This is a genomic window from Amycolatopsis sp. WAC 01375 (assembly GCF_003947325.1).
In the GTDB taxonomy this organism is placed as follows: Bacteria; Actinomycetota; Actinomycetes; order Mycobacteriales; family Pseudonocardiaceae; genus Amycolatopsis.
The window spans coordinates 1-19,665 of the sequence record NZ_QHHW01000015.1 but is presented as its reverse complement, the minus strand read 5'-3'; the positions used below and the strand labels follow the sequence as shown (position 1 = coordinate 19,665).

Below are 19,665 nucleotides of genomic sequence, written 5' to 3'. Positions count from 1 at the left end.
ATGCGAAGGGGGAGCAGCATGCTGCTCTGGAAAAGAATCGCGGCCGTCGGCGCCGCGGCGAGTCTGCTCGCGGCGGGGACCGCGACGGCCGCGCAACCGCCGGACGGGGTATCCCGGGCGGACGCCACCATCCGCTACACCGAGTACGGCATTCCGCATATCGTCGCGAACGACTGGGCGAACCTGGGCTTCGGACAGGGGTACGCCGCGGCCAAGGACAACCTCTGCGCGATCGCGGACGTCGCGATCACCACACGGGCGGAGCGTTCCCGCTGGCTCGGCCCGGACGCGCCGCCGACGAGCGGGGTGAGCCAGGCGAGTTCGAACCTCGCGAGCGACCTGTACTTCCAAGGTCTGAACGAAAGCGGCGTGCTCGAGCGGCTGCTGTCGGAGCCCGCGCCCCGAGGGCCGTACCGCGAGGTCCGCGAGCTGATCCGCGGTTACGCCGAGGGGGTCAACAAGTACCTGCGCACCGGCGAGATCACCGACCCGGCCTGCCGGGGTGCCGGCTGGCTGAAACCGGTCACCGAACTGGACGTGTACCGGCACAGCCACGCGGTCGGCATGATCTTCGGACAGGGCGGGGTCGCGGATTCGATCACCGCGTCGCTGCCCGGTGCACCGCCGGCGGGCGCCGGTACCGAGCAGATGCTCGGGGAGACCGGGATCGGCAGCAATGCGATCGCGATCGGCTCGGCCGCGTCGGCGAACGGCCGCGGTGTCTCGCTGGCCAACCCGCATCTGCCATGGCAGCTGAGCGGGACCAGGCTGTGGCAGTCGCAGCTGAGCCTGCCGGGCAAACTCAACGTCAGCGGCGCCGGAATCCCCGGTATCCCGATGATGTGGCTGGGACACAACGAAACCGCCGCCTGGAGCGGCACGGCCACCGACACGACCCGCACGTACACGCTGTTCGAACTGAAGCTCGTACCCGGATCGCCGACGACCTACCTGGTCGACGGGAAGCCCGAGAAGATGCGGCGCGCCGACGTGAGTGTCCTGTCCCGTAAGACGGACGGGACCTTGGAGCGCGTCGCACGTCCACAGTGGACGACGAGGTACGGTCCGGTGACGACCCGGCTCGGGCAGCGGGAACTGCCGTGGACGGCGTCGAGCGCTTTCGCGATCGCGGACGCCAACGCGGGGAACCTCGGCATGACGAACTCGATGTTCGCGATCGCCCGCGGCCGGACGGCGGGGGAGATGATCGGCGCGGTCCGCGAGACGCAAGGGCTGCCGTGGATGAACATCCTCGCCACCGACGATCGCGGCCGGGTGGAGTACAGCCAGATCCACGGTGTCCCGCACGTCACCGATGAGAAGGCGGCGCGCTGCAACACCCCGCTGGGCAAGGAACTGTTCGACGCCGACGGTGTCGCGGTGCTCGACGGCTCCAGGACGGCCTGCGCGTGGGGCCGCGACCGTGACGCGCTGAGGCCGGGCGTCTTCGGCCCGTCCAGCCTGCCGCACCTGAGCCGCGCCGACTACCTGGCGAACTCGAACGACAGTTACTGGCTGTTCAACCCCGCCGAGCCGAAGACCGGCTTCCCCAGGATCGTGGGACCGGTTCGCAACGAACAGAACATGCGGACGCGGGGCGGCTTCGTCGAGATCGCCGATCAGCTGAAGAAAGGCGGCTTCACGGGGCAGGCGATGCGGGACCTGATGTTCTCGCACCGGGATCACGCCGCCGAACTCGTGCGGGCCGACGTCGTCGCGATGTGCGCCGCGATGCCGGGAACGGACGCCGCGTGCGCCGCGCTGGCGGGCTGGGACGGTCGTTCCGACGCCGACAGCCGGGGCGCGCTGCTGTTCGACCGGTTCTGGTCCACTGTGGATCGTCTGGGGCCGTCGATCTGGAAGGTCCCGTTCGACGTCAAGGATCCGGTCCACACGCCGAACACCCTCGACACGGCGAACGCCGCGATCCGCAAAGCACTCACCGACGCCGTCGCGGAACTGAACGCGGCGAAGATCCCGCTTGACGCGCGGTATGGCGACAACCACTACGTCGTCCGCGAAGGCCGGAAGATCCCGCTGGGCGGCGGAACCGCCGGACGTGGCGTGTACGACTCCCTTGGCGGGCCATGGGATCCGGCCCGCGGGTACACCGAGTTCACGCACGGCGGGACGTACCTGCACGTCGTGGCGTTCAACGGCACCGGTTGCCCGGACACGACGACGCTGCTGACCTACTCGCAGTCCGCGAACCCGAAGTCCGCGCACCACAGCGACCAGACGGAGCTGTACTCGCGCAAGCAGTGGGTCACCGAACGGTACTGCGAGAAGGACATTCTCGCGTCGCCGTCGCTCGACGTGGTCCGGGTGAGCAGGCGATGATCGGCGCGCTGCTCGCGGCCGCCGTCGTGGTGGTCTCCTCACCGGTGCCCGCCGCCGCTCCGGACGACGACGTCACGTTCACCAGTCACGGCGTCACCTTGCACGGGACGGTGGTCGCTCCGGAGGGCGACGGCCCGGCGCCGGGCATCGTCATGGTGCACGGCTCCGGCGAACACGACCGGGACGACTACCGCACCGAGGCGGAAGCCTTCGCCAAGGCGGGGATCGCGACCCTGATCTACGACAAGCGGACCGAAGGTTACTCGCTGTTCGAGAGGGACTACTCGGTCCTCGCCGACGACGCGCTCGCCGCGGTGCAGGCGCTGCGCTCGCGCCCGGGCGTGGATCCCGCCCGTGTCGGGGTGTGGGGTTTGAGCGAGGGTGGCTGGGTCGCGCCGTTGGCGGCGTCGAAGTCGAAGGACGTCGCTTTCGCGGTCACTGTCGGTGCCAACGGGGTTTCGCCCGATCGTCAGCAGTCATGGGCCTTCGAGACCTATCTGCGGCGCGGCGGGGTCACCGGCTCGATGGTGGACATGGTGGCGTCGACGAACATGCGGACCCTCGCGGGCGCCGGGGTGTTCCCCGAGGCCGGATACGACCCGGTGCCGGTGCTCGAGAAGGTGCGGCAGCCGGTCCTCGGCCTGTGGGGCGAACTGGATCGGCTCACCCCGCCCGGCGAGGCCGTCCGGATCTTCCGGGAGACACTGGAACGGGCGGGGAACCGGCAGTACACGCTGAAGGTGTTCCCGCACGCCCAGCACGGGCTCCGGCGGACCACGGACGGTTTCGACAAGCTCGACGGTTTCGCCCCCGGCTACCTCGACCTCGTCGGGGCCTGGGTGAACGGAGTGAGGAACGAGCCGTCCGCCGATCCGCCGCCACCGCAGGCGAGCCAGAGTGTCGCGCTGGCACCGCTCGCCTGGTACGAGGCGCCGTGGTTGCAGATCGCGGTGTGGGCACTGGCGTTGCTGGCGTTCGCCGCGTACCCGGTGACGGCGTTGGTCGGTCGTCGCAAGGAAGTTCCGCTCGCGAGGCCCGCACGCTGGCTGGCGTCGACCGGCTTGCTGGCCACGGCGGGTTTCCTCGCCTACTACATCGCGCTGACGACGGGCGCCGCGATGGCGCCCGGTCCGGTCCTTTTCGGACGGACGTTGCCCTGGCTCGTCTTGCAGCTGGCCGCGATCGGTGTCGTCATCGCCGGTGTGGTGACGGCGGTTTCGTGGTGGCGGAAGAAGGAACGCGGGGGAGTCCGGGTCGGCCTGCTGGTGGCCGGAGCGGTGCTGTTCGTCCCGTGGGCGGTCCACTGGGGACTGCTGGTGCCGTGAGCTAAAAGCGGACGTGATCGCCGCGGTTCCGGCGGAAGTACATGATGGCCCCCTCCCTGCACCTAGGCGCAAGGAAGGGGTCCTTCATGTGCAGGGGGAGGTCCTTCACGCGCGGTCTCCCGGCGTGGGCGGCCGCGATCATGGCTTTCGCAGCCTCGCCTCGGAACTGGCCGAGAGCCTGGGTGCCGGGCGGCCACCCGGCACCCAGGCGAACGGAAGCCGCGTCACCACGCCCGAGGGCGTGTCTTCACGAACGGACCTCCGGGTCAGAAGATACTCAGGACTTCGGGGCGACGGCGAACCGGCGCAGCTCCAGTGCCGGGTTCTTGGCGCGTACCTCGGAGATCCGGTCGGCGGAGAGTTCCCCGGTCGCGGTTCCCGTGCGCTCGCCGAGCGAGGCGAGGACGACGCCCATCGGGTCGACGATCATGCTGTGCCCCGAGCCGGTGGGTGCGGCCTGTCCCGCCGCGACGAGGTAGATCGTGTTTTCGATCGCCCGCGCCCGGACCAGCGTGGTCCAGTGGTCCTCCTTGAGCGGGCCGGGCATCCACTCCGCGGGCAGCAGCACCGCGTCCGCGCCGGCGTCGACCAGACGGCGGGTGACTTCCGGGAACCTCAGGTCGTAGCACGTCTGGAGGCCGAACGTGATCCCGTCGACCTCGAACGTCTCCGGTGCTTCGATGTCACCGGGCCGGACGAGTTCCGATTCGCGGAAGCCGAAGGCGTCGTACAGATGGATCTTGCGGTAGAGCGCGGCGATCGCGCCGTCGGGACCGGCCGCGACCAGCGTGTTCGAGATCCGCTCGCCATCGGGGAGCGCTTCGTTGATGCCCGCGACGACGGTGATCTGCCGGTCTTTCGCGAGACCGCGCAGCTCGGTGACGAACGGTCCGTCGAGTTCTTCGGCCGAGGTCACGAATTCGCGGCTCATCGTCGGTACGGTGAACAGCGAGTACTCGGGCAGCACGATCACCCGCGCGCCGCGGTCGGCCGCTTCGCCGACGAGGGAGGAGACGCGCGCGAGGTTGGCTTCTTTGTCGTTGCCGGGCGCGAACTGCGCCACCGCGACGTGCACCATGGGACCCCTTCCAATAAGTGGAACTCTTGTATACATGATGGATACTTGACTGGTCCAGGTGTAGGCTCAGTCGCGGAAAGTAACGGCATAGAGGGGAAACGAGATGACTGTGACCGCCGAAGGGGGCGGCCCGGCGCGCGAGCGGGTCTACACGTGGCTGCGCGACGGAATCATCTCGGGCGAGTTGGAAGGCGGCCGTTTCCTCGACGAAATGTGGGTTTCCGGTGTCGTCGGCGTGTCAAGGACGCCGGTGCGCGAGGCGTTCCACCGGCTGGCGGCCGAGCGGTTCATCAGTCTCCTGCCGCGCAAGGGCGCTCAGGTGCGCACGGTCACCGCCAGGGAACTGGAAGAGGTCTACCAGAGCAGGCGGCTGATCGAAGGGCACGCCATCGCGGCACTCTGCGCGAACCGGGCGGGCGCTCCCGCCGAACTGCCCGAACTCATCGAAGCGATGGCGAGCGCCGGTGCCGAACGCGACTGGTTCGCCGTTTCGGGATTCGACCGCCGATTTCACCGAGCCATCGTGAACGCGGCGGGCAACACCGTCCTGACCGAGCTCTACGACACCCTGCGTTCGCGGCAGCAGCGGGTCACGGTCCGCGCGCTGGAGGCACGCCCGGAACGGCTGGCGGTGATCAACGAGGAACACCGGGCGCTGGTCGCCGCTCTGGACGACCACGACATTAAAGAGGCGTCACGGTTGCTGGAGGAGCATTTGCGGCCGGTGTCCGAAGTGATGTCGGTGCTGCCTCAGGAAGGCTGACCCGGCTGATCATGCGTCGCGCAGTGGATCCCGCCACCTTGTCTCGCCGCGGACGCCCGCGAACTCGGCGAGCGCCGGCCTTCTGGTTCGATGGAGCTGGACAGGGCGCGGGGTCTCCTGCGGGACGCGGTCGCGCCGGAACTGGACAGGGTGGGGGTCTGATGGGACTCGAGAAGGTCGTCGGCGTCATGCGTGACAACCTCACCGTCCGGCGCGTCTACGGCGAGCCTGTGGAGAACGACGGCGTCGTGATCATCCCGGCCGCGAACGTCGTCGGCGGCGGAGGCGGCGGGCACGGGGCCGAACAGGGCAAGGAAGGCGAGGGCGGCGGTTTCGTACTCGCCGCGCGACCGGTCGGGGCGTATGTGCTCAAAGGCGGTGACGTGCGCTGGGTCCCGGCGGTGGACGTGACCTTCCTCGGCGCGGTGTTCGCCGTCATGGTCGCGACGATCCACCGGGCTCGGCGCCGGTGATACCGGTGAGGATGAGATCGATCCCGGTGAGGAACTGCTCCCGATCGTCGTGCTCACGCACCTCGTCGGCGATCGACCGCAAGAACGGGAATTCGGCGGGATCGAGCTCTCCCCACGCGTTCGCCGCGGCGCGGAGGAATTCCGCGCGGTCCACGCCGGGCCCGAGCACCTTGGAGTTCGCGATGTTCTGACCCGCGGCGCCGAAGATGTAGTGCACCAGCGCCGAGGTCGCCGTGAACCAGGTGGCTTCGGGGGAGCCCAGCGCGCTGACCCGCCGCCCGATGCCTTCGAAGATCCGCGGCGTCACCGAGCCCCAAGGGCTGCGCGAGAGCTGGGCGGTGAGTTGCGCGGGCAGCCAAGGATGCCGGTCGATCGCGTCGAACAGGCCGAGCGCGATCGCGCGGATCTCCCGCAGGGGTGATCCTGTGGCCTCGATGGTCAGAGCGGCGCCGACGACGGACGCGGTCGCGGCGTCGAGCAGCGCGCCCTTGTTCGGCACATGCCAGTAGATCGCTCCCGGGCCGGTGGAGAGGCGTTCGGTCAGCGTCCGGAAGGTCAGCCCGCGCTCGCCCGCCGCGTCGAGCAGTTCGACGGCGGCCTCGACGATGCGCTCGCGGGACAGTGCCTCCGTGCGTGTCCGTGCCATGCCGTCATCCTGGCAGAGCGCCGTTCCGGATCGAGCGGACGCGGATGCGGTGAGTGTGGCCCGCCAAGGAACCGAGCGCGCTGGTGTGAGCCGTAGGGTGGGGGAGCCGGTATCGCGGGTCCGTGAAGGACTCCTTGAGGGACCCAGGGTCCCGAGGAAATTTGACCTTCACACCTTCCCCAGGTACGTGAACTCCAGTCAGGCGCTCACGTGAGTGGTCGCTGTCGTGGGGACATAAGAGCTCGGCGCCGGGCTCACGAACCCCGGGCCGAAATGCCGGCGAAGAAGCGTCGTCGGAGGCTCAGTCACCTGATACTTGCCCTGCTCACGACCCTTACTACCAGTCGAGGTGATGAGGCGCGGGCAGGCGGCTTTCGGGTTAGTTTGCCTGTATGGCGAAAAGCTCGGCGGTGGAGATCGAGGTCGGCGACCGGACGGTGCGCGTCTCCAACCCGGATCGCGTCTATTTCCCGGCGCGGGGCGAGACGAAGCTCGACCTCGTCCGGTACTACCTCGCGGTCGGTGACGGGATCGTACGGGCGCTGCGGGAACGGCCGTGCATGCTGCATCGGTTCCCGTCCGGGGTTTCGGGGGAGAAGGTCCACCAGAAACGGGTCCCGAACGGTGCCCCGGACTGGCTCCAGACCGTCCGCGTCGACTTCCCCTCCGGCAGGCACGCCTACGAACTGTGCGTCACGCATCCCGCCGACGTCATCTGGGCGGTGCAGATGTCGACCGTCGAGTTCCATCCGTGGAATTCCCGCCGCGCCGACACCGAACGCCCGGACGAGTGGCGGATCGACCTCGATCCGATGCCCGACTGCCCGTTCTCGACCGTGCGGAAGGTCGCCCACACCGTCCGCGAGATCCTGGACGAACTCGGCATCACCGGCTGGCCGAAGACCTCCGGCGGACACGGCCTGCACGTCTACGTCCGGATCGAACCGCGGTGGGGTTTCCGGGAGGTCCGGCGGGCGGCGCTCGCCTTCGCGCGCGAGGTCGAGCGCCGGATGCCCGGCGAGGTCACCACCACCTGGTGGCGAAAGGACCGGGACCCGGCGAAGCTGTTCGTGGACTACAACCAGAACGCCAGGGACCACACCATCGCGAGCGCCTACTCGGTCCGCGGCGTGCCCGAAGCCGTCGTCTCGACCCCGATCAGGTGGGACGAGATCGACGACGTCGAGCCGCGCGAGTTCACCATCGCCACCGTGCCCGCGCGCTTCGCCGAACTCGGAGACCTGCACGCGGGCATCGACGACACTGCATACTCGCTCGACACCCTGCTCGAGTGGGCCGACCGCGACGGGCTCGAAGCCGAGGATTAGCGCCCTGAGCCGTTACTCCGCACTCGCGTGATCAGAGGCGTAACTCGCGTGATCAGGCGCGTCACTTGCCGACGTACTCCGCCAGGTGCTCGCCGGTGAGCGTCGAAGCGGCCGCGACGAGATCGGACGGCGTGCCCTCGAAGACGATCTTGCCGCCGTCGTGGCCGGCACCCGGGCCGAGGTCGATGATCCAGTCGGCGTGCGCCATCACCGCCTGGTGGTGCTCGATCACGATCACCGATTTGCCCGCGTCGACGAGCCGGTCGAGCAGGCCGAGCAGGTTCTCGACGTCCGCGAGGTGCAGGCCGGTGGTCGGCTCGTCGAGGACGTAGACGCCGCCCTTGTCGCCCATGTGCGTCGCGAGCTTCAGCCGTTGCCGTTCACCGCCGGAGAGCGTGGTGAGCGGCTGGCCGAGGCTGAGGTAGCCGAGCCCGACGTCGTCGAGCCTGCTGAGGATCGCGTGTGCGGCAGGGATCCGCCCTTCGCCCTCGCCGAAGAACTTCACGGCCTCGGACACCGGCATTTCGAGTGCCTCGCTGATGTTCTTGCCGCCGAAGGTGTACTCCAGCACCGACGCCTGGAACCGCTTGCCCTCGCACTCCTCGCAAGTGGTCGCGGTACCGGCCATGATGCCGAGGTCGGTGTAGATGACGCCCGCGCCGTTGCAGGTCGGGCAGGCGCCCTCGGAGTTGGCGCTGAACAGCGCCGGCTTCACGCCGTTGGCCTTGGCGAAGGCCTTGCGGATCGGTTCCAGCAGGCCGGTGTAGGTGGCCGGGTTGCTCCGCCGCGAGCCGCGGATCGGCGTCTGGTCGACCGAGACCACGCCTTCGGCGGCGGGGATCGAGCCGTGGATCAGCGAACTCTTGCCGGAGCCCGCGACACCGGTGACGACACAGAGGACGCCGAGCGGCACGTCGACGTCCACGTTCCGGAGGTTGTGCCGGTCGGCGCCGCGGATCTCCAGTTTGCCGGTGGGTTTGCGAACGCTGTCCTTGAGCGCAGCCCGGTCGTCGAGGTGCCTTCCGGTGATGGTGTCGCTGGCGCGCAGGCCATCGACGGTGCCCTCGAAGCAGATCGTCCCGCCCGCGGTGCCCGCGCCGGGGCCGAGGTCGACGACGTGGTCGGCGATGGCGATCGTCTCCGGCTTGTGCTCGACGACCAGCACCGTGTTTCCCTTGTCGCGCAGCTGCTGGAGCAGGTTGTTCATCCGCTGGATGTCGTGCGGGTGCAGCCCGATGGTGGGTTCGTCGAAGACGTAGGTGACGTCGGTGAGCGACGATCCGAGGTGCCGGATCATCTTCGTGCGCTGCGCCTCACCACCCGAAAGCGTGCCGGACGGCCGGTCGAGGGAGAGGTAGCCGAGACCGATGTCGACGAAGGAGTCGAGGGTGTGCTGAAGCTTCTCCAGCAGCGGCGCGACCGACGGTTCCTTGAGCCCGCGGACCCAGTCGGCGAGGTCGCTGATCTGCATCTTGCAGGCGTCGGCGATGTTGATCCGCTTGATCTTCGAAGACCGCGCGAGCTCGCTGAGACGGCTCCCGTCGCATTCTGGGCAGACGGCGAACGTGACCGCCCGGTCCACGAACGTGCGGATATGCGGCTGCATCGCCTCGCGGTCCTTGGCCAGGAACGACTTCTGGATCGTGGGGATCAGCCCCGAGTAGGTCAGGTTGATGCCCTCGATCTTGAGCTTGACCGGCTCCTTGTAGAGCAGATCGTCCAGCTGCCTCTTGGTGTACTTCTTGATCGGCTTGTCCGGGTCGAAGAAGCCGCAGCCGCGGAGGATACGGCCGTACCAGCCGTCCATGGAGAACCCGGGGATCGTCAGCGCGTTCTCGTTGAGGGATTTGGTGTCGTCGTACAGGGCGGTGAGGTCGATGTCGTTGACCTTGCCCCGGCCCTCGCAGCGGGCGCACATCCCGCCGGTGATGCTGAACTCGCGGCGTTCCTTCGTGGTCCGTCCGGCCTTCTCGACGGTCACGGCGCCCGCGCCGGAGATCGAGGCGACGTTGAAGGAGAACGCCTGCGGCGAGCCGATATGCGGTTTGCCGATCCGGCTGAAGAGGATGCGCAGCATCGCGTAGGCGTCGGTGGCGGTGCCGACCGTGGAGCGGGGGTCGGAGCCCATCCGCTGCTGGTCGACGATGATCGCGGTGGTCAGGCCGTCGAGCACGTCGACCTCGGGCCTGGCCAGCGTCGGCATGAAGCCCTGCACGAAGGTGCTGTACGTCTCGTTGATCAGCCGCTGCGACTCGGCCGCGATCGTGTCGAAGACCAGTGAGCTCTTGCCGGACCCGGAGACACCGGTGAACACCGTCAGTCGTCGCTTCGGCAGCTCGACGGCGACGTTCTTGAGGTTGTTCTCGTTCGCGCCGAGTACACGGATCAGGTCGTGGCTGTCGGCGGGGTGTTCCTCGGGCGGCTGCGGCTTGGTGGTCTTGCGCATCGTCTCTCCATCCTCGTGTGGGCCGCGTGTACGTTCCGTCAGCCTCACCGGGCTCGATCTAACCAGCTTCGAGCCGTTCGTCCTCACTGGTGATCACGCTAGGTGAACGCGGCCCGCCGCCGCTTCTCGATTCCTGATCGGTCTCCACCGCCTGTTCAGACGCTCCAGCCCTCGCTCTTGGTCGCCTTCAGGTAGTCCTCGACCGGCGGGCCGACCGGCCTGCCCTCGTACTGCGTCGAGAGCACCACCGACGACCGGATCTCGCCGTGTTTGCCCAGCCGTTCGAAGAGACCTTCGAGATGTTCGAGCGACACGGCCCGCACCTTCAGCATGGTGCAGCGGTCGCCGCTGAGCCGGTGCAGTTCGACCACCTCGGGGTAGTCGTCGGATTTGCTGGTGCGCAGCAGGCAGCTGCCGAGCGAGCAGCGCATTTCGACGAACGCCTGGAGGTCGTACCCGGCACGGCGCGCGTCGACCTGGGCGCGGTACCCGGTGATGACACCCGCCTCCTCCAGCCGCCGGACCCGTTCGGCGACCGCCGGGGCGGAGAGGTTCACGCGGCGGCCCAGTTCCTTGAACGAGAGCCGCCCGTCGCTCTGGAGCGTTTCGACGAGCCGCCAGTCGAGGTCGTCCAGTGCTCTTTCCGATCGTAAGGTCATCGCGCCCGGATTCCTTTCATGATGCGCCTCGCACCCCCGCGAGGCCTTCGACAGCCTATTCGCCGAGGCGCCCGGAATCCCTAGATTCGAATCATGAAACCGATGTTCGCGCTCTTCATGGGCGTCGCCTGTCTCAGCACCGCGGTCGTCGGCCTGTCCACCACGGCGGCGTTGATCGTGGTCGAGCACGCCGGTGCCGCCTGGAGCGGGTTGCCGAACGCGGTGCTGGTGCTCGGTTCCGCCGCGGGTTCGCTGTCTTCGGGATCCCTGGCCGCTCGCTACGGCAGGCGCTTCGTCCTGGTGCTGATGTACGGGTCCGCGGTGGCGGGAGCGCTGATCTCGTTCGCCGGCGTGCTCGGCGGATCCGTGCTCGCGCTGGTGGCCGGGATGCCCTTGATCGGCTTCGGCAACAGCGGGGCCCAGCTCTCGCGGTACACGGCCGCGGATCTGTCGCCCGAGCATCGCAAGGGGTTCGCACTGTCCACAATGGTCTGGGCGGGGACCGTCGGCGCGGTGGCGGGGCCCGCCTTGATCGCGCCGGCCGCGGCGAAGGCCGAAGCCGCCGAACTGCCCGCGCTGTCCGGTCCGATCGCGGCCGGGGCGCTGGTCGTGGCCATCGCGGTGCTGGCCGTCGCCACCCTGCCGCGCGGCCTCGCCGCCCCGGAGGAGGGCGTGCCGAGGCGGGAGCGTATGTCCGTGCGGAATCCGGTGATCCTCGGGCCGCTCGTGGCGATGGTCGGCGCGCAGCTGGCCATGGTGGCGGTGATGACGATGACCCCGGTCCAGCTGCACCAGCACGGTCAGGGGCTCGACGTCGTCGGCTGGGTGCTGAGCGCCCATCTGGTCGGGATGTTCGCGCTGGCACCGTTGTCCGGCTGGATCGCCGACCGGTGGGGCGGCCGCACGGCCATCTTCGGCGGGATCGGCACGCTCACCGTCGCGGCGGTCACCGCGATCGGCGCCCCCGATTCGCATCACGTGGGAATCCCGTTCGCGATGTTCCTGCTGGGCTACGGCTGGAACCTGGTGTTCGTCGGCGGCAGCAGCATGCTCAGCCGCGATCTCCCGCCCGCGCAGCGGACGAGGGCGCAGGGCACGGTCGACGCCTTCGTCTGGGGGACGTCCGCGGCGGCGAGTCTGCTCGCCGGGCAGCTGTTCGGCCTGGGCGGATACGTTCTGGTCGCCGTCGCGGGCGGCCTGTGCGCGCTCGCCCCGCTCGCGGTGATCGGCCGCCGGGCGACCGCGCCGGAACCCGTTGAAAAAGCCGAACTCAGCTGATCTGCGAAACCCGGGGCCTGCCGTCATACTGCTTCACTCCGACACGAACGAACCCGTGATGACGCAGATCACGTGGGTGACCGATTCGGAGGGTCCTAGGGTGAAAGCAGACAAGGTGCGGGAGATCGGGGGTGCACGATGAGCGAGTTCGCGGTGAATCTGCGGGACCGGGTACGGCAGGCGAGGGAAGACGTCCAGATCGCCAAGCAGGCCTCGGACGAGGACAGGGCTTCGGCCGTCGGTGCCGACCTGGCCAACCTGGAGCGACTGGCCGCCGAGCACGGGGTGGAACTGCCTGAGCAGACCTCGGGTGACATCCGGGCGTGACCCCGGGTTCCGTACCGGTGATCGGCCTTTGACACCCTGGGGCGTGTGACCGAAAGCCTGAACCGGATCCGTGCCTTCCTGGCGGATCGCGAGCCGCCGACACCGTGCCTGGTGGTGGACACCGACCTGGTCGCGGAGCGGGCGGCCGCGGTCTCGGCGGCCTTCCCGGACGCGCTGATCCGGTACGCGGTCAAGGCGAATCCCACGCCAGGGGTCCTGGACGCGGTGCTGTCGGCCGGTGCGGGATTCGACGTGGCCGGAACGGCGGAGATCGAGCTGTGCCTGTCCCGTGGTGCGCGAGCGGCGGACCTGGCCTACGGCAACACGATCAAGAAGCCGGCGGACGTCGCCTTCGCGTACGAACGCGGAGTCCGTGAGTTCACCACGGACTCCGCCGGCGATCTGGCGAATCTGGTCGAGCACGCGCCCGGTTCGCTGGTCTCGGTCCGTTTGCTGACCGGCGGCCCGGATTCGGTGACGCCGTTCGGCCACAAGTTCGGCTGTGAACCGGAGGTGGCCGCCACCCTGCTCCGCCAGGCCGTGGAAGCCGGGCTGCGGCCGGGAATCGCGTTCCACGTGGGTTCGCAGCAGCCGGATCCGGCTGCATGGGAGATCGGGATCGCGACCGCGGCCAAGGTCGCCGCCGACGCCGGCGTCGGCTTGGAGCGGCTCAATATCGGCGGCGGGTTCGCCACCGAGCACCGGGAACCCGTGCCGTCGCTGACGGACTACGCGGGCGTGATCCACGCCGCCCTCGAAGCGCATCTGCCGGAGCCGGAGCTGCTGCTGGAGCCGGGCCGCGTGATCGTCGCCGACGCCGGGCTCATCAGGACCGAAGTCGTGCTGGTGACCACCCGGGCCGCCGCCGACGAACGCCGCTGGGTCTACCTCGACGTCGGCAGGTACAACGGAATGGCAGAGTGTGAGAACGAAGCTGTCGCGTATCGGCTGGAGCCCGTCGGCGTTAAGGGTCCGGAAGGGCCGGTGGTCCTCGCGGGGCCGACCTGCGATGGTGACGATGTGCTGTACCAGCGGACGCCGTGCGCGCTGCCGAGGTCGTTGAAGGCGGGTGACCGGTTGGACATCCCGGGCACCGGGGCGTACACCGCCAGCTACTCGTCCGTCGCCTTCAACGGAATCGAGCCGTTGCGCACCTATTGTGTGGGGAGGTTCGCCGATGCCGGGTGAAGTACCACTCGTCGGCCGGTTCGCCGGCCGCCACGTACTCGCGGAGTTCGAGGGGATCGAGCCGTCGCTGCTTGACGATGCCTCGCTCCTGAAGAAGACCCTCGCCGACGCGGTGACCGAGGCAGGGGCGACGGTCTGCGAAGTCGTGTCGCATTCCTTCGCCCCGCAAGGGGTCACCGTGCTCGCGCTGCTGGCCGAATCGCACGCCTCCGTGCACACCTACCCGGAGATCGGTTCGGTGTTCGTGGACGTGTTCACCTGCGGGGACCGGGCGGATCCGGAACGCGCGGTCGCGCTGCTGGCGAAGCTGCTCGGCGCCGGCACCGTCCGGATGTCCACTGTGGAACGAGGAGAGAACTGATGGCACAACGAGTGATCGTCGAGCCGATGGGCGCGGGGCTCACCCGGAACTGGGACGTCGACGAGGTCCTGTTCGAAGGCCGTACCGCGTTCCAGAACGTCCTCATCGGACGGACCGCGCAGGGGATCTCCCTCTTCTGCGACGACGAACGGCAGAGCACCGAACTGAGCCAGCTCGTCTACCACGAGGCGCTGATGGTCCCGTCGCTGCTGCTCGCCGAACGCGTCGAGCGGGTGCTGATCATCGGCTCCAGTGAAGGGGTCGCCTCCCAGCTCGCCGTCGCCGCCGGCGCCGAGGTGGTCGATCACGTCGACATCGACGCCGAAGCGGTGCGGGTTTGCGCCGAGCACCTTCCCTACGGTTACACCCTCGACGAGCTGGCCCGTGCCGAGCGCGGGGACGGGACGGTCCGCGTCCACTACCGCGACGGGTGGGAGTTCCTCGCCGAAGCTCAGGAGCGTGGGGACACCTACGACGTCGTCGTGATCGATCTGCCGGACGAGAACGACGATCCGGAGGCGCAGCACAACCGGCTGTACGGTGCCGACTTCCTGGCCCGGTGCACGGCACTGCTCTCCGACGGAGGAGTGGTCGGCTGCCAGGCGGGCTGCCCGACGCTGTGGCGCAATCAGACGCTGATCGCGTCGTGGCGCCGGTTCACCGAGTCGTTCGGGACCGTTCTCTACTACGGTTCGGACGAGCACGAGTGGGCCTTCCTGAGCGGCAGGGCCGACGTGCTCGACGATCCCGGCGCCCTCGTCGCGGAGCGGATCGGCAAGGCGGGGATCGGGGAGTCCACTATGGACGAAGACGCGCTGAGGGCGAACACGGTGCCGCCGTTCTCCCTGCGGCGTCACTGAGACCTCTCGCCGGGACGTAAGGCGAACGAAGTGACGGGCGACCGCTGGTAGGGCCGTTGGTCACCGGAACTGGGGACTTGTCCGCCGCGATGCGCGACCGTGCGGCCCTAGGGTGCGAGGGCGTCATCGGAAAGGCTTCACGCACAGGAAAGGGTGCGGTGAGGTCATGGCGCGTTTGGGCAGCCTTCTCGGGAAGAGCCGGTCGGTGCGGCCGAGTCTGCTTCCGTTGCTGGACTTGAGGTCCGCGGCGTTGACGTTGCGGTCCGGGCACGGGCTGGCCCCGACGGGGTCGGGCAGTGTCTGCTTCGTCGCGGAAGGCCGTCCGGGGCCGGGGACGGACGCGGAGATCGTCGCCGGTCTCGCCGGGGACACCGTCCGCCGCAACGTGGTCATCCACGACGCGCACGGACGGACGATCGTGCGCTGCTGGCGGGAGAACGGCGATCTCGGCTGGCTGCTCGACGACCTCGCCGACGTCAACGAGAGCCTGGCCCAGGCCGGGTTCGCGTCCTGGTTGCTGCATACGACGGTCGACTTCGCCGAGTTGCGGGACATGCGGCATCCGAGGCTGACCATGGTCTACCGCCGCGAGCGCGGCACCTTCTACCCGTACGCCCCGCGTGGGACCCGCGGCCGGGACAGGGCGACGGAACTGAAGATCCGCTCGTCGCTGACCCGGATCGTGCCGATGGAGCCGGACATCGGCCGGTGGCACCCGGTGTGACGGGTGCCGGTCAGCCGGGCGCGCCGCCGAGCCAGCCGCGCAGCCGTTGGACGCGCCGGTCCCGTGGGTTCCACCGGGACCGCTTGACGAAGGCCGCGCCGTCGAAATGCCGGATGGCGGTCAGGACCTCGTCGAGCAGAGAGGCGTGCGTCTCGGTTTTCGCCACGACTCTCGGCGCCCGCTCGCACTCGGCGGCGATCGATGCCCGGCGGGCGATGGCGTGCGTGCCGGGACGGCGGCGGGTTTCGCAGATCCTCGTGGTCACGTCCCGGTCCCCTCTCCATCGCCCCCGATCCGGTGGGCGTCACCTTTGACGATGAGGCACCGGGTGCCGTTCCGGTCACCGCCGAAGGTCGTGCCATCGAAGGCACAAAGACCTCTCTCGGTCGCCGGGCGGGTACGGCGGGTCACGGGTCGGCTTCGAAACGCCGAGTGGGCTGGAGACGGTGGGAGAATGCCCCGCCGGCGTCTCGCCTCCATTTCCGGGAATCGGCGAGATCACGATCGACGGAGAAGGTGTATGCCGAACCCGACGTTCCCGCAGCCCGAGTCCCCGGCCGCGACCCCGATCCGGGTGCTGCTCGTCGAGGACCACAAGATGGTGGCCGAAGCGCTGGGCGCGGCCTTCGAGGAATTTCCGGAGATCCACCTGGTGGCGTCGGTGGAGTCACTGGCGGGCGGGATGATCGCGGCGGAGAAGCACCTGCCCGACATCGTCCTGCTCGATCGGCGGCTGCCGGACGGCGACGGGATCGAAGCGATCGCCCGATTCCGCGCGATCTCGCCGTCGAGCAGGGTGCTCGTGCTGACCGGTGACGCGAACAGTGCCATCGTCGCCAGGATCCTGGAGGTCGGCGGGGCCGGGCTGTTGCTGAAATCCGGTCTCCTCGACGAATTGGTCGCGGCGATCCGGACCGTCGCGGCGGGCGACATGGTCATCGACCCGGAACTGCTCGGCGGCGCCTTGGCCATGCTGGCCGGGAGTTCCGGCAGGCTCGGGCCGTTGCTGACCCTGCGGGAGCGACAGGTGCTCTGCCTGATCGCGGAAGGCGCGGGAACCGATCGGATCGCCGAGGAGCTGCGGCTGGCCCGGAATACCGTGCGGAATCACGTGCAGCGGATCCTGGTGAAGACCGGCACCCATTCGAAACTCGAAGCGGTGGCTCATGCCCGCAAGAATGGCCTCCTCGAACGGCCGTAGCGGGGAGAGGTATCCGGGTGTCAAGCTGCACTATGGCCATGCTGCCATCGAAACGGACACCTGATCACCGCGGCGCTGTGCTGTTCGAGTTGTTCATGCACAGCGTCATCGACTACGCCATTTACCTGCTGGATGTCGACGGTCGCGTGATCAGCTGGAATCCGGGGGCGGAGCGGATCAAGGGGTATTCGGAGGACGAGATCCTCGGCCGCCATTTCTCCGTTTTCTACCCCGAGGACGACGTCGTCGCCGGTAAACCCACCTCGGAGCTGCTGATCGCCACTGAGCTGGGGAGTCACGAGGACGAGGGCTGGCGCGTCCGCCGCGGTGGTGAACGGTTCTGGGCCAACACCGTGATCACCGCGTTGCGGGATGAAGAGGGCCGCCTCGTCGGTTTCGGCAAAGTGACCCGCGATCTCACCGAACAACGGAAATCGCAGGAGGAGAAAGCCGAGCGGCGACAGGCGTTCGCGCATTTGGTTCGGGCGCAAGAAACCGAACGCCGTCGTATCGCGTGGGATGTTCACGACGATTCCATCCAGTCGATGATCGCGGTGAGCATGCGGTTGCAGATGCTCGCCGCGCAACGGCGGGATTCCGCATTGATGCAACTCGACGAAGCGATCCAAGGGGCGATCCGGCGGTTGCGGATCCTCGTCGCCCAATTGCGCCCGCCCGCGCTCAACGACGACGACCTGGTCGCATCCGTCCGCGACTATCTCGACGAGGTCGTCGCCGGCTGGGGGCTCGACCGCACGCTGCGGCACGATCTGCAGGTCCAGCCGCCGCCCGACCTCGTCGTCACGGTCTTCCGGATCCTTCAGGAGGCGTTGGTGAACGTGCGGAAACACGCGAACGCCACCTCCGTCGTGGTTTCGCTGACGGGACAGGACGGCGGTCTGCTGGCCAAGGTCGTCGACAACGGCGAGGGGATGAAGCCGGACTTCGAGAGTGCCCATGAGGTCTTGTCGGGCGAGCACATCGGAATGGCGTCGATGCGTGAACGTGCGGAAGCGGCGGAAGGATGGTTCCGGATTTCCAGCAGGCCCGGCGAAGGGACGTCGGTGGTCTTCTGGATTCCGCTGGGCCCTGCCGGGCCCGTGCGGGAATGACGGTCGCCCCTGGATCCGCGGGGAGTCGGAACGAAGGAGGCATCTCGATGTCGGAACCGGTGGCCAAGCGCGGGCCGAGAGACGCGGCGCGGGTGGGCGGGGCAATCGACGACGAGGGTCTGCAGCGGTTGCTGGAGGGGCTGAAAGCCGTTCGCGACGGTGATTTCAGCACCAGGCTGCCGCAGGTGGACGACGTCCTGATGAACGAGATGGCGGTCGTCTTCAACGGGATGGTCGACCAGCTGGCGCTGTTCACCTCCGAGGTCACCCGGGTCGCCCGCGAGGTGGGGACCGACGGGAAGCTCGGCGGGCAGGCGGCGGTGCCCTCGGTCTCGGGGACCTGGAAGGACCTCACCGATTCGGTGAACGCGATGGCAGGCAACCTCACCGGTCAGGTCCGCGACATCGCCGAGGTCGCGACCGCGGTGGCGAAAGGTGATCTGTCCCAGAAGATCACCGTCGACGTCAAGGGCGAGATGCTCGAGCTGAAGAACACGATCAACACGATGGTGGATCAGTTGTCGTCGTTCGCCGATGAGGTCACGCGGGTCGCGCGCGAGGTCGGCAGCGAGGGACGGCTTGGCGGGCAGGCGGAAGTCCCCGGTGTGGCGGGGACGTGGCGGGATCTGACGACGTCGGTGAACTTCATGGCGGGCAACCTGACCGATCAGGTGCGCTCGATCGCCGAGGTCACCACGGCGGTGGCGAAGGGTGATTTGTCGCAGAAGATCACGGTGGACGCGCGGGGCGAGATCCTGGAGTTGAAGAACACGATCAACACGATGGTGGATCAGTTGTCGTCGTTCGCCGATGAGGTCACGCGTGTGGCCCGCGAGGTCGGTACCGAAGGCGCGCTCGGCGGGCAGGCCCAGGTGCCCGGCGTGGCCGGGACGTGGCGGGATCTGACGACGTCGGTCAACTTCATGGCGGGCAACCTCACCGCGCAGGTGCGCTCCATCGCCCAGGTGGCCACAGCGGTGGCGAAGGGTGACTTGTCGCAGAAGATCACGGTGGACGCGCGGGGCGAGATCCTGGAGCTGAAGAACACGATCAACACGATGGTGGATCAGTTGTCGTCGTTCGCCGATGAAGTCACGCGCGTGGCCCGCGAGGTGGGCACGGAAGGACGGCTGGGTGGTCAGGCGGACGTCAAGGGTGTGTCGGGGACGTGGAAGGGCCTGACCGAGTCGGTCAACGTCATGGCGGACAACCTGACCGATCAGGTGCGCTCCATCGCCGAGGTCACCACCGCGGTCGCGAAGGGCGACCTGTCGCAGAAGATCCGTGTCGACGCGCGCGGCGAGATCCTGGAACTCAAGGACACCATCAACACGATGGTCGGCCAGTTGTCGTCGTTCGCCGACGAGGTCACCCGGGTCGCCCGCGAGGTGGGCACCGAGGGACGGCTGGGTGGTCAGGCGGACGTCAAGGGTGTGTCGGGGACGTGGAAGGGCCTGACCGAGTCGGTCAACGTCATGGCGGACAACCTGACCGATCAGGTGCGCTCCATCGCCCAGGTCGCGACCGCCGTCGCCAGGGGCGACCTGTCCCAGAAG

The 19,665-nt window shown here is 68.5% G+C and carries 19 protein-coding genes; 14 read left to right on the top strand and 5 right to left on the bottom strand.

The features are described from left to right. Positions 1–18 precede the first annotated feature (18 nt). Complete coding sequence (locus DL991_RS06180) at positions 19–2,340, top strand: penicillin acylase family protein (protein WP_125781866.1); 2,322 nt, start codon at positions 19–21, stop codon at positions 2,338–2,340. Beyond that, a complete protein-coding gene (locus DL991_RS06175; protein ID WP_125781864.1) occupies positions 2,337–3,665 on the top strand; it encodes a S9 family peptidase in 1,329 nt (442 codons plus the stop codon). The genes DL991_RS06180 and DL991_RS06175 overlap by 4 nt, the downstream gene beginning before the upstream one ends. Before the next feature lie 277 nt (positions 3,666–3,942). Here the strand turns inward: DL991_RS06175 and DL991_RS06170 are convergent, their stop codons facing one another. After that, complete coding sequence (locus DL991_RS06170; RefSeq protein WP_125781862.1) at positions 3,943–4,743, bottom strand: carbon-nitrogen hydrolase family protein; 801 nt, start codon at positions 4,741–4,743, stop codon at positions 3,943–3,945. 103 nt (positions 4,744–4,846) lie between these two features. Here DL991_RS06170 and DL991_RS06165 point away from each other — a divergent pair, with 103 nt between their 5' ends. Together DL991_RS06165 and DL991_RS06155 are read left to right on the top strand one after the other, a co-directional pair. Then, complete coding sequence (locus DL991_RS06165) at positions 4,847–5,506, top strand: GntR family transcriptional regulator (RefSeq protein WP_199746750.1); 660 nt, start codon at positions 4,847–4,849, stop codon at positions 5,504–5,506. 161 nt (positions 5,507–5,667) lie between these two features. Beyond that, complete coding sequence (locus DL991_RS06155; protein WP_125781860.1) at positions 5,668–5,979, top strand: sporulation protein; 312 nt, start codon at positions 5,668–5,670, stop codon at positions 5,977–5,979. Here the strand turns inward: DL991_RS06155 and DL991_RS06150 are convergent. Next, positions 5,942–6,625 (bottom strand): TetR/AcrR family transcriptional regulator, encoded by a 684-nt coding sequence (locus DL991_RS06150; RefSeq protein WP_125781858.1) that lies wholly within the window; start codon positions 6,623–6,625, stop codon positions 5,942–5,944. The genes DL991_RS06155 and DL991_RS06150 overlap by 38 nt on opposite strands. A 392-nt stretch (positions 6,626–7,017) precedes the next feature. On the opposite strand from DL991_RS06150, the gene ligD reads away from it, so the two are divergent. Further along, positions 7,018–7,953, top strand: coding sequence for a non-homologous end-joining DNA ligase (ligD, locus tag DL991_RS06145; protein ID WP_125781856.1), 936 nt, complete (start codon positions 7,018–7,020; stop codon positions 7,951–7,953). A gap of 61 nt (positions 7,954–8,014) precedes the next feature. Here the strand turns inward: ligD and DL991_RS06140 are convergent, their stop codons facing one another. Together DL991_RS06140 and DL991_RS06135 are read right to left on the bottom strand one after the other, a co-directional pair. Next, the gene (locus DL991_RS06140) at positions 8,015–10,399 is read right to left on the bottom strand and encodes an excinuclease ABC subunit UvrA (protein ID WP_125781854.1); all 2,385 of its coding nucleotides are present in this window, start codon (positions 10,397–10,399) and stop codon (positions 8,015–8,017) included. A gap of 155 nt (positions 10,400–10,554) precedes the next feature. Next, the gene (locus tag DL991_RS06135) at positions 10,555–11,058 is read right to left on the bottom strand and encodes an Lrp/AsnC family transcriptional regulator (RefSeq protein ID WP_125781852.1); all 504 of its coding nucleotides are present in this window, start codon (positions 11,056–11,058) and stop codon (positions 10,555–10,557) included. Between the two features lie 93 nt (positions 11,059–11,151). On the opposite strand from DL991_RS06135, the gene DL991_RS06130 reads away from it, so the two are divergent. From DL991_RS06130 to DL991_RS06105, 6 genes are all read left to right on the top strand, one after another. Continuing rightward, positions 11,152–12,336: an MFS transporter gene (locus DL991_RS06130; RefSeq protein WP_125781850.1), complete on the top strand. Its 1,185-nt coding sequence runs from the start codon at positions 11,152–11,154 to the stop codon at positions 12,334–12,336. Positions 12,337–12,474: 138 nt separating this feature from the next. Beyond that, a complete protein-coding gene (locus DL991_RS06125; RefSeq protein WP_125781848.1) occupies positions 12,475–12,663 on the top strand; it encodes a hypothetical protein in 189 nt (62 codons plus the stop codon). 45 nt (positions 12,664–12,708) lie between these two features. Further along, on the top strand, positions 12,709–13,851 hold the full coding sequence (locus DL991_RS06120; RefSeq protein ID WP_125781846.1) for a type III PLP-dependent enzyme: 1,143 nt from the start codon (positions 12,709–12,711) through the stop codon (positions 13,849–13,851). Continuing rightward, the gene (speD, locus tag DL991_RS06115) at positions 13,841–14,212 is read left to right on the top strand and encodes an adenosylmethionine decarboxylase (RefSeq protein ID WP_125781844.1); all 372 of its coding nucleotides are present in this window, start codon (positions 13,841–13,843) and stop codon (positions 14,210–14,212) included. Before DL991_RS06120 ends, speD begins: the two co-directional genes overlap by 11 nt. After that, the gene (locus tag DL991_RS06110) at positions 14,212–15,072 is read left to right on the top strand and encodes a spermidine synthase (RefSeq protein WP_125781842.1); all 861 of its coding nucleotides are present in this window, start codon (positions 14,212–14,214) and stop codon (positions 15,070–15,072) included. The genes speD and DL991_RS06110 overlap by 1 nt, the downstream gene beginning before the upstream one ends. Before the next feature lie 166 nt (positions 15,073–15,238). Then, positions 15,239–15,796 carry a hypothetical protein gene (locus tag DL991_RS06105; RefSeq protein WP_233598688.1) on the top strand — a complete coding sequence of 186 codons (558 nt, stop codon included), beginning with the start codon at positions 15,239–15,241 and terminating at the stop codon, positions 15,794–15,796. Positions 15,797–15,806: 10 nt separating this feature from the next. On the opposite strand, the gene DL991_RS06100 is transcribed toward DL991_RS06105, so the two are convergent. Then, positions 15,807–16,061 carry a hypothetical protein gene (locus tag DL991_RS06100; protein ID WP_125781840.1) on the bottom strand — a complete coding sequence of 85 codons (255 nt, stop codon included), beginning with the start codon at positions 16,059–16,061 and terminating at the stop codon, positions 15,807–15,809. 255 nt (positions 16,062–16,316) lie between these two features. Between DL991_RS06100 and DL991_RS06095 the strand changes: the two genes are divergently transcribed. The 3 genes from DL991_RS06095 to DL991_RS06085 all read left to right on the top strand — a co-directional run. Then, positions 16,317–16,997 (top strand): response regulator transcription factor, encoded by a 681-nt coding sequence (locus DL991_RS06095; RefSeq protein ID WP_125781838.1) that lies wholly within the window; start codon positions 16,317–16,319, stop codon positions 16,995–16,997. A 32-nt stretch (positions 16,998–17,029) separates the two neighbouring features. Further along, positions 17,030–18,109 (top strand): PAS domain S-box protein, encoded by a 1,080-nt coding sequence (locus DL991_RS06090; protein ID WP_370305729.1) that lies wholly within the window; start codon positions 17,030–17,032, stop codon positions 18,107–18,109. Positions 18,110–18,156: 47 nt separating this feature from the next. Continuing rightward, positions 18,157–19,665 (top strand): HAMP domain-containing protein (locus tag DL991_RS06085; RefSeq protein WP_125781836.1); only part of this gene is annotated, 1,509 nt, incomplete at its 3' end.

What these genes read in the sequence shown, in the direction of transcription:
- DL991_RS06180 (WP_125781866.1), top strand. Translation starts at nt 19, where the DNA reads ATGCTGCTCTGGAAAAGAATCGCGGCCGTCGGCGCCGCGGCGAGTCTG.
- DL991_RS06175 (WP_125781864.1), top strand. Translation starts at nt 2,337, where the DNA reads ATGATCGGCGCGCTGCTCGCGGCCGCCGTCGTGGTGGTCTCCTCACCG.
- DL991_RS06170 (WP_125781862.1), bottom strand. Translation starts at nt 4,743, where the DNA reads ATGGTGCACGTCGCGGTGGCGCAGTTCGCGCCCGGCAACGACAAAGAA.
- DL991_RS06165 (WP_199746750.1), top strand. Translation starts at nt 4,847, where the DNA reads ATGACTGTGACCGCCGAAGGGGGCGGCCCGGCGCGCGAGCGGGTCTAC.
- DL991_RS06155 (WP_125781860.1), top strand. Translation starts at nt 5,668, where the DNA reads ATGGGACTCGAGAAGGTCGTCGGCGTCATGCGTGACAACCTCACCGTC.
- DL991_RS06150 (WP_125781858.1), bottom strand. Translation starts at nt 6,625, where the DNA reads ATGGCACGGACACGCACGGAGGCACTGTCCCGCGAGCGCATCGTCGAG.
- ligD (WP_125781856.1), top strand. Translation starts at nt 7,018, where the DNA reads ATGGCGAAAAGCTCGGCGGTGGAGATCGAGGTCGGCGACCGGACGGTG.
- DL991_RS06140 (WP_125781854.1), bottom strand. Translation starts at nt 10,399, where the DNA reads ATGCGCAAGACCACCAAGCCGCAGCCGCCCGAGGAACACCCCGCCGAC.
- DL991_RS06135 (WP_125781852.1), bottom strand. Translation starts at nt 11,058, where the DNA reads ATGACCTTACGATCGGAAAGAGCACTGGACGACCTCGACTGGCGGCTC.
- DL991_RS06130 (WP_125781850.1), top strand. Translation starts at nt 11,152, where the DNA reads ATGAAACCGATGTTCGCGCTCTTCATGGGCGTCGCCTGTCTCAGCACC.
- DL991_RS06125 (WP_125781848.1), top strand. Translation starts at nt 12,475, where the DNA reads ATGAGCGAGTTCGCGGTGAATCTGCGGGACCGGGTACGGCAGGCGAGG.
- speD (WP_125781844.1), top strand. Translation starts at nt 13,841, where the DNA reads ATGCCGGGTGAAGTACCACTCGTCGGCCGGTTCGCCGGCCGCCACGTA.
- DL991_RS06110 (WP_125781842.1), top strand. Translation starts at nt 14,212, where the DNA reads ATGGCACAACGAGTGATCGTCGAGCCGATGGGCGCGGGGCTCACCCGG.
- DL991_RS06105 (WP_233598688.1), top strand. Translation starts at nt 15,239, where the DNA reads ATGGCGCGTTTGGGCAGCCTTCTCGGGAAGAGCCGGTCGGTGCGGCCG.
- DL991_RS06095 (WP_125781838.1), top strand. Translation starts at nt 16,317, where the DNA reads ATGCCGAACCCGACGTTCCCGCAGCCCGAGTCCCCGGCCGCGACCCCG.
- DL991_RS06090 (WP_370305729.1), top strand. Translation starts at nt 17,030, where the DNA reads ATGGCCATGCTGCCATCGAAACGGACACCTGATCACCGCGGCGCTGTG.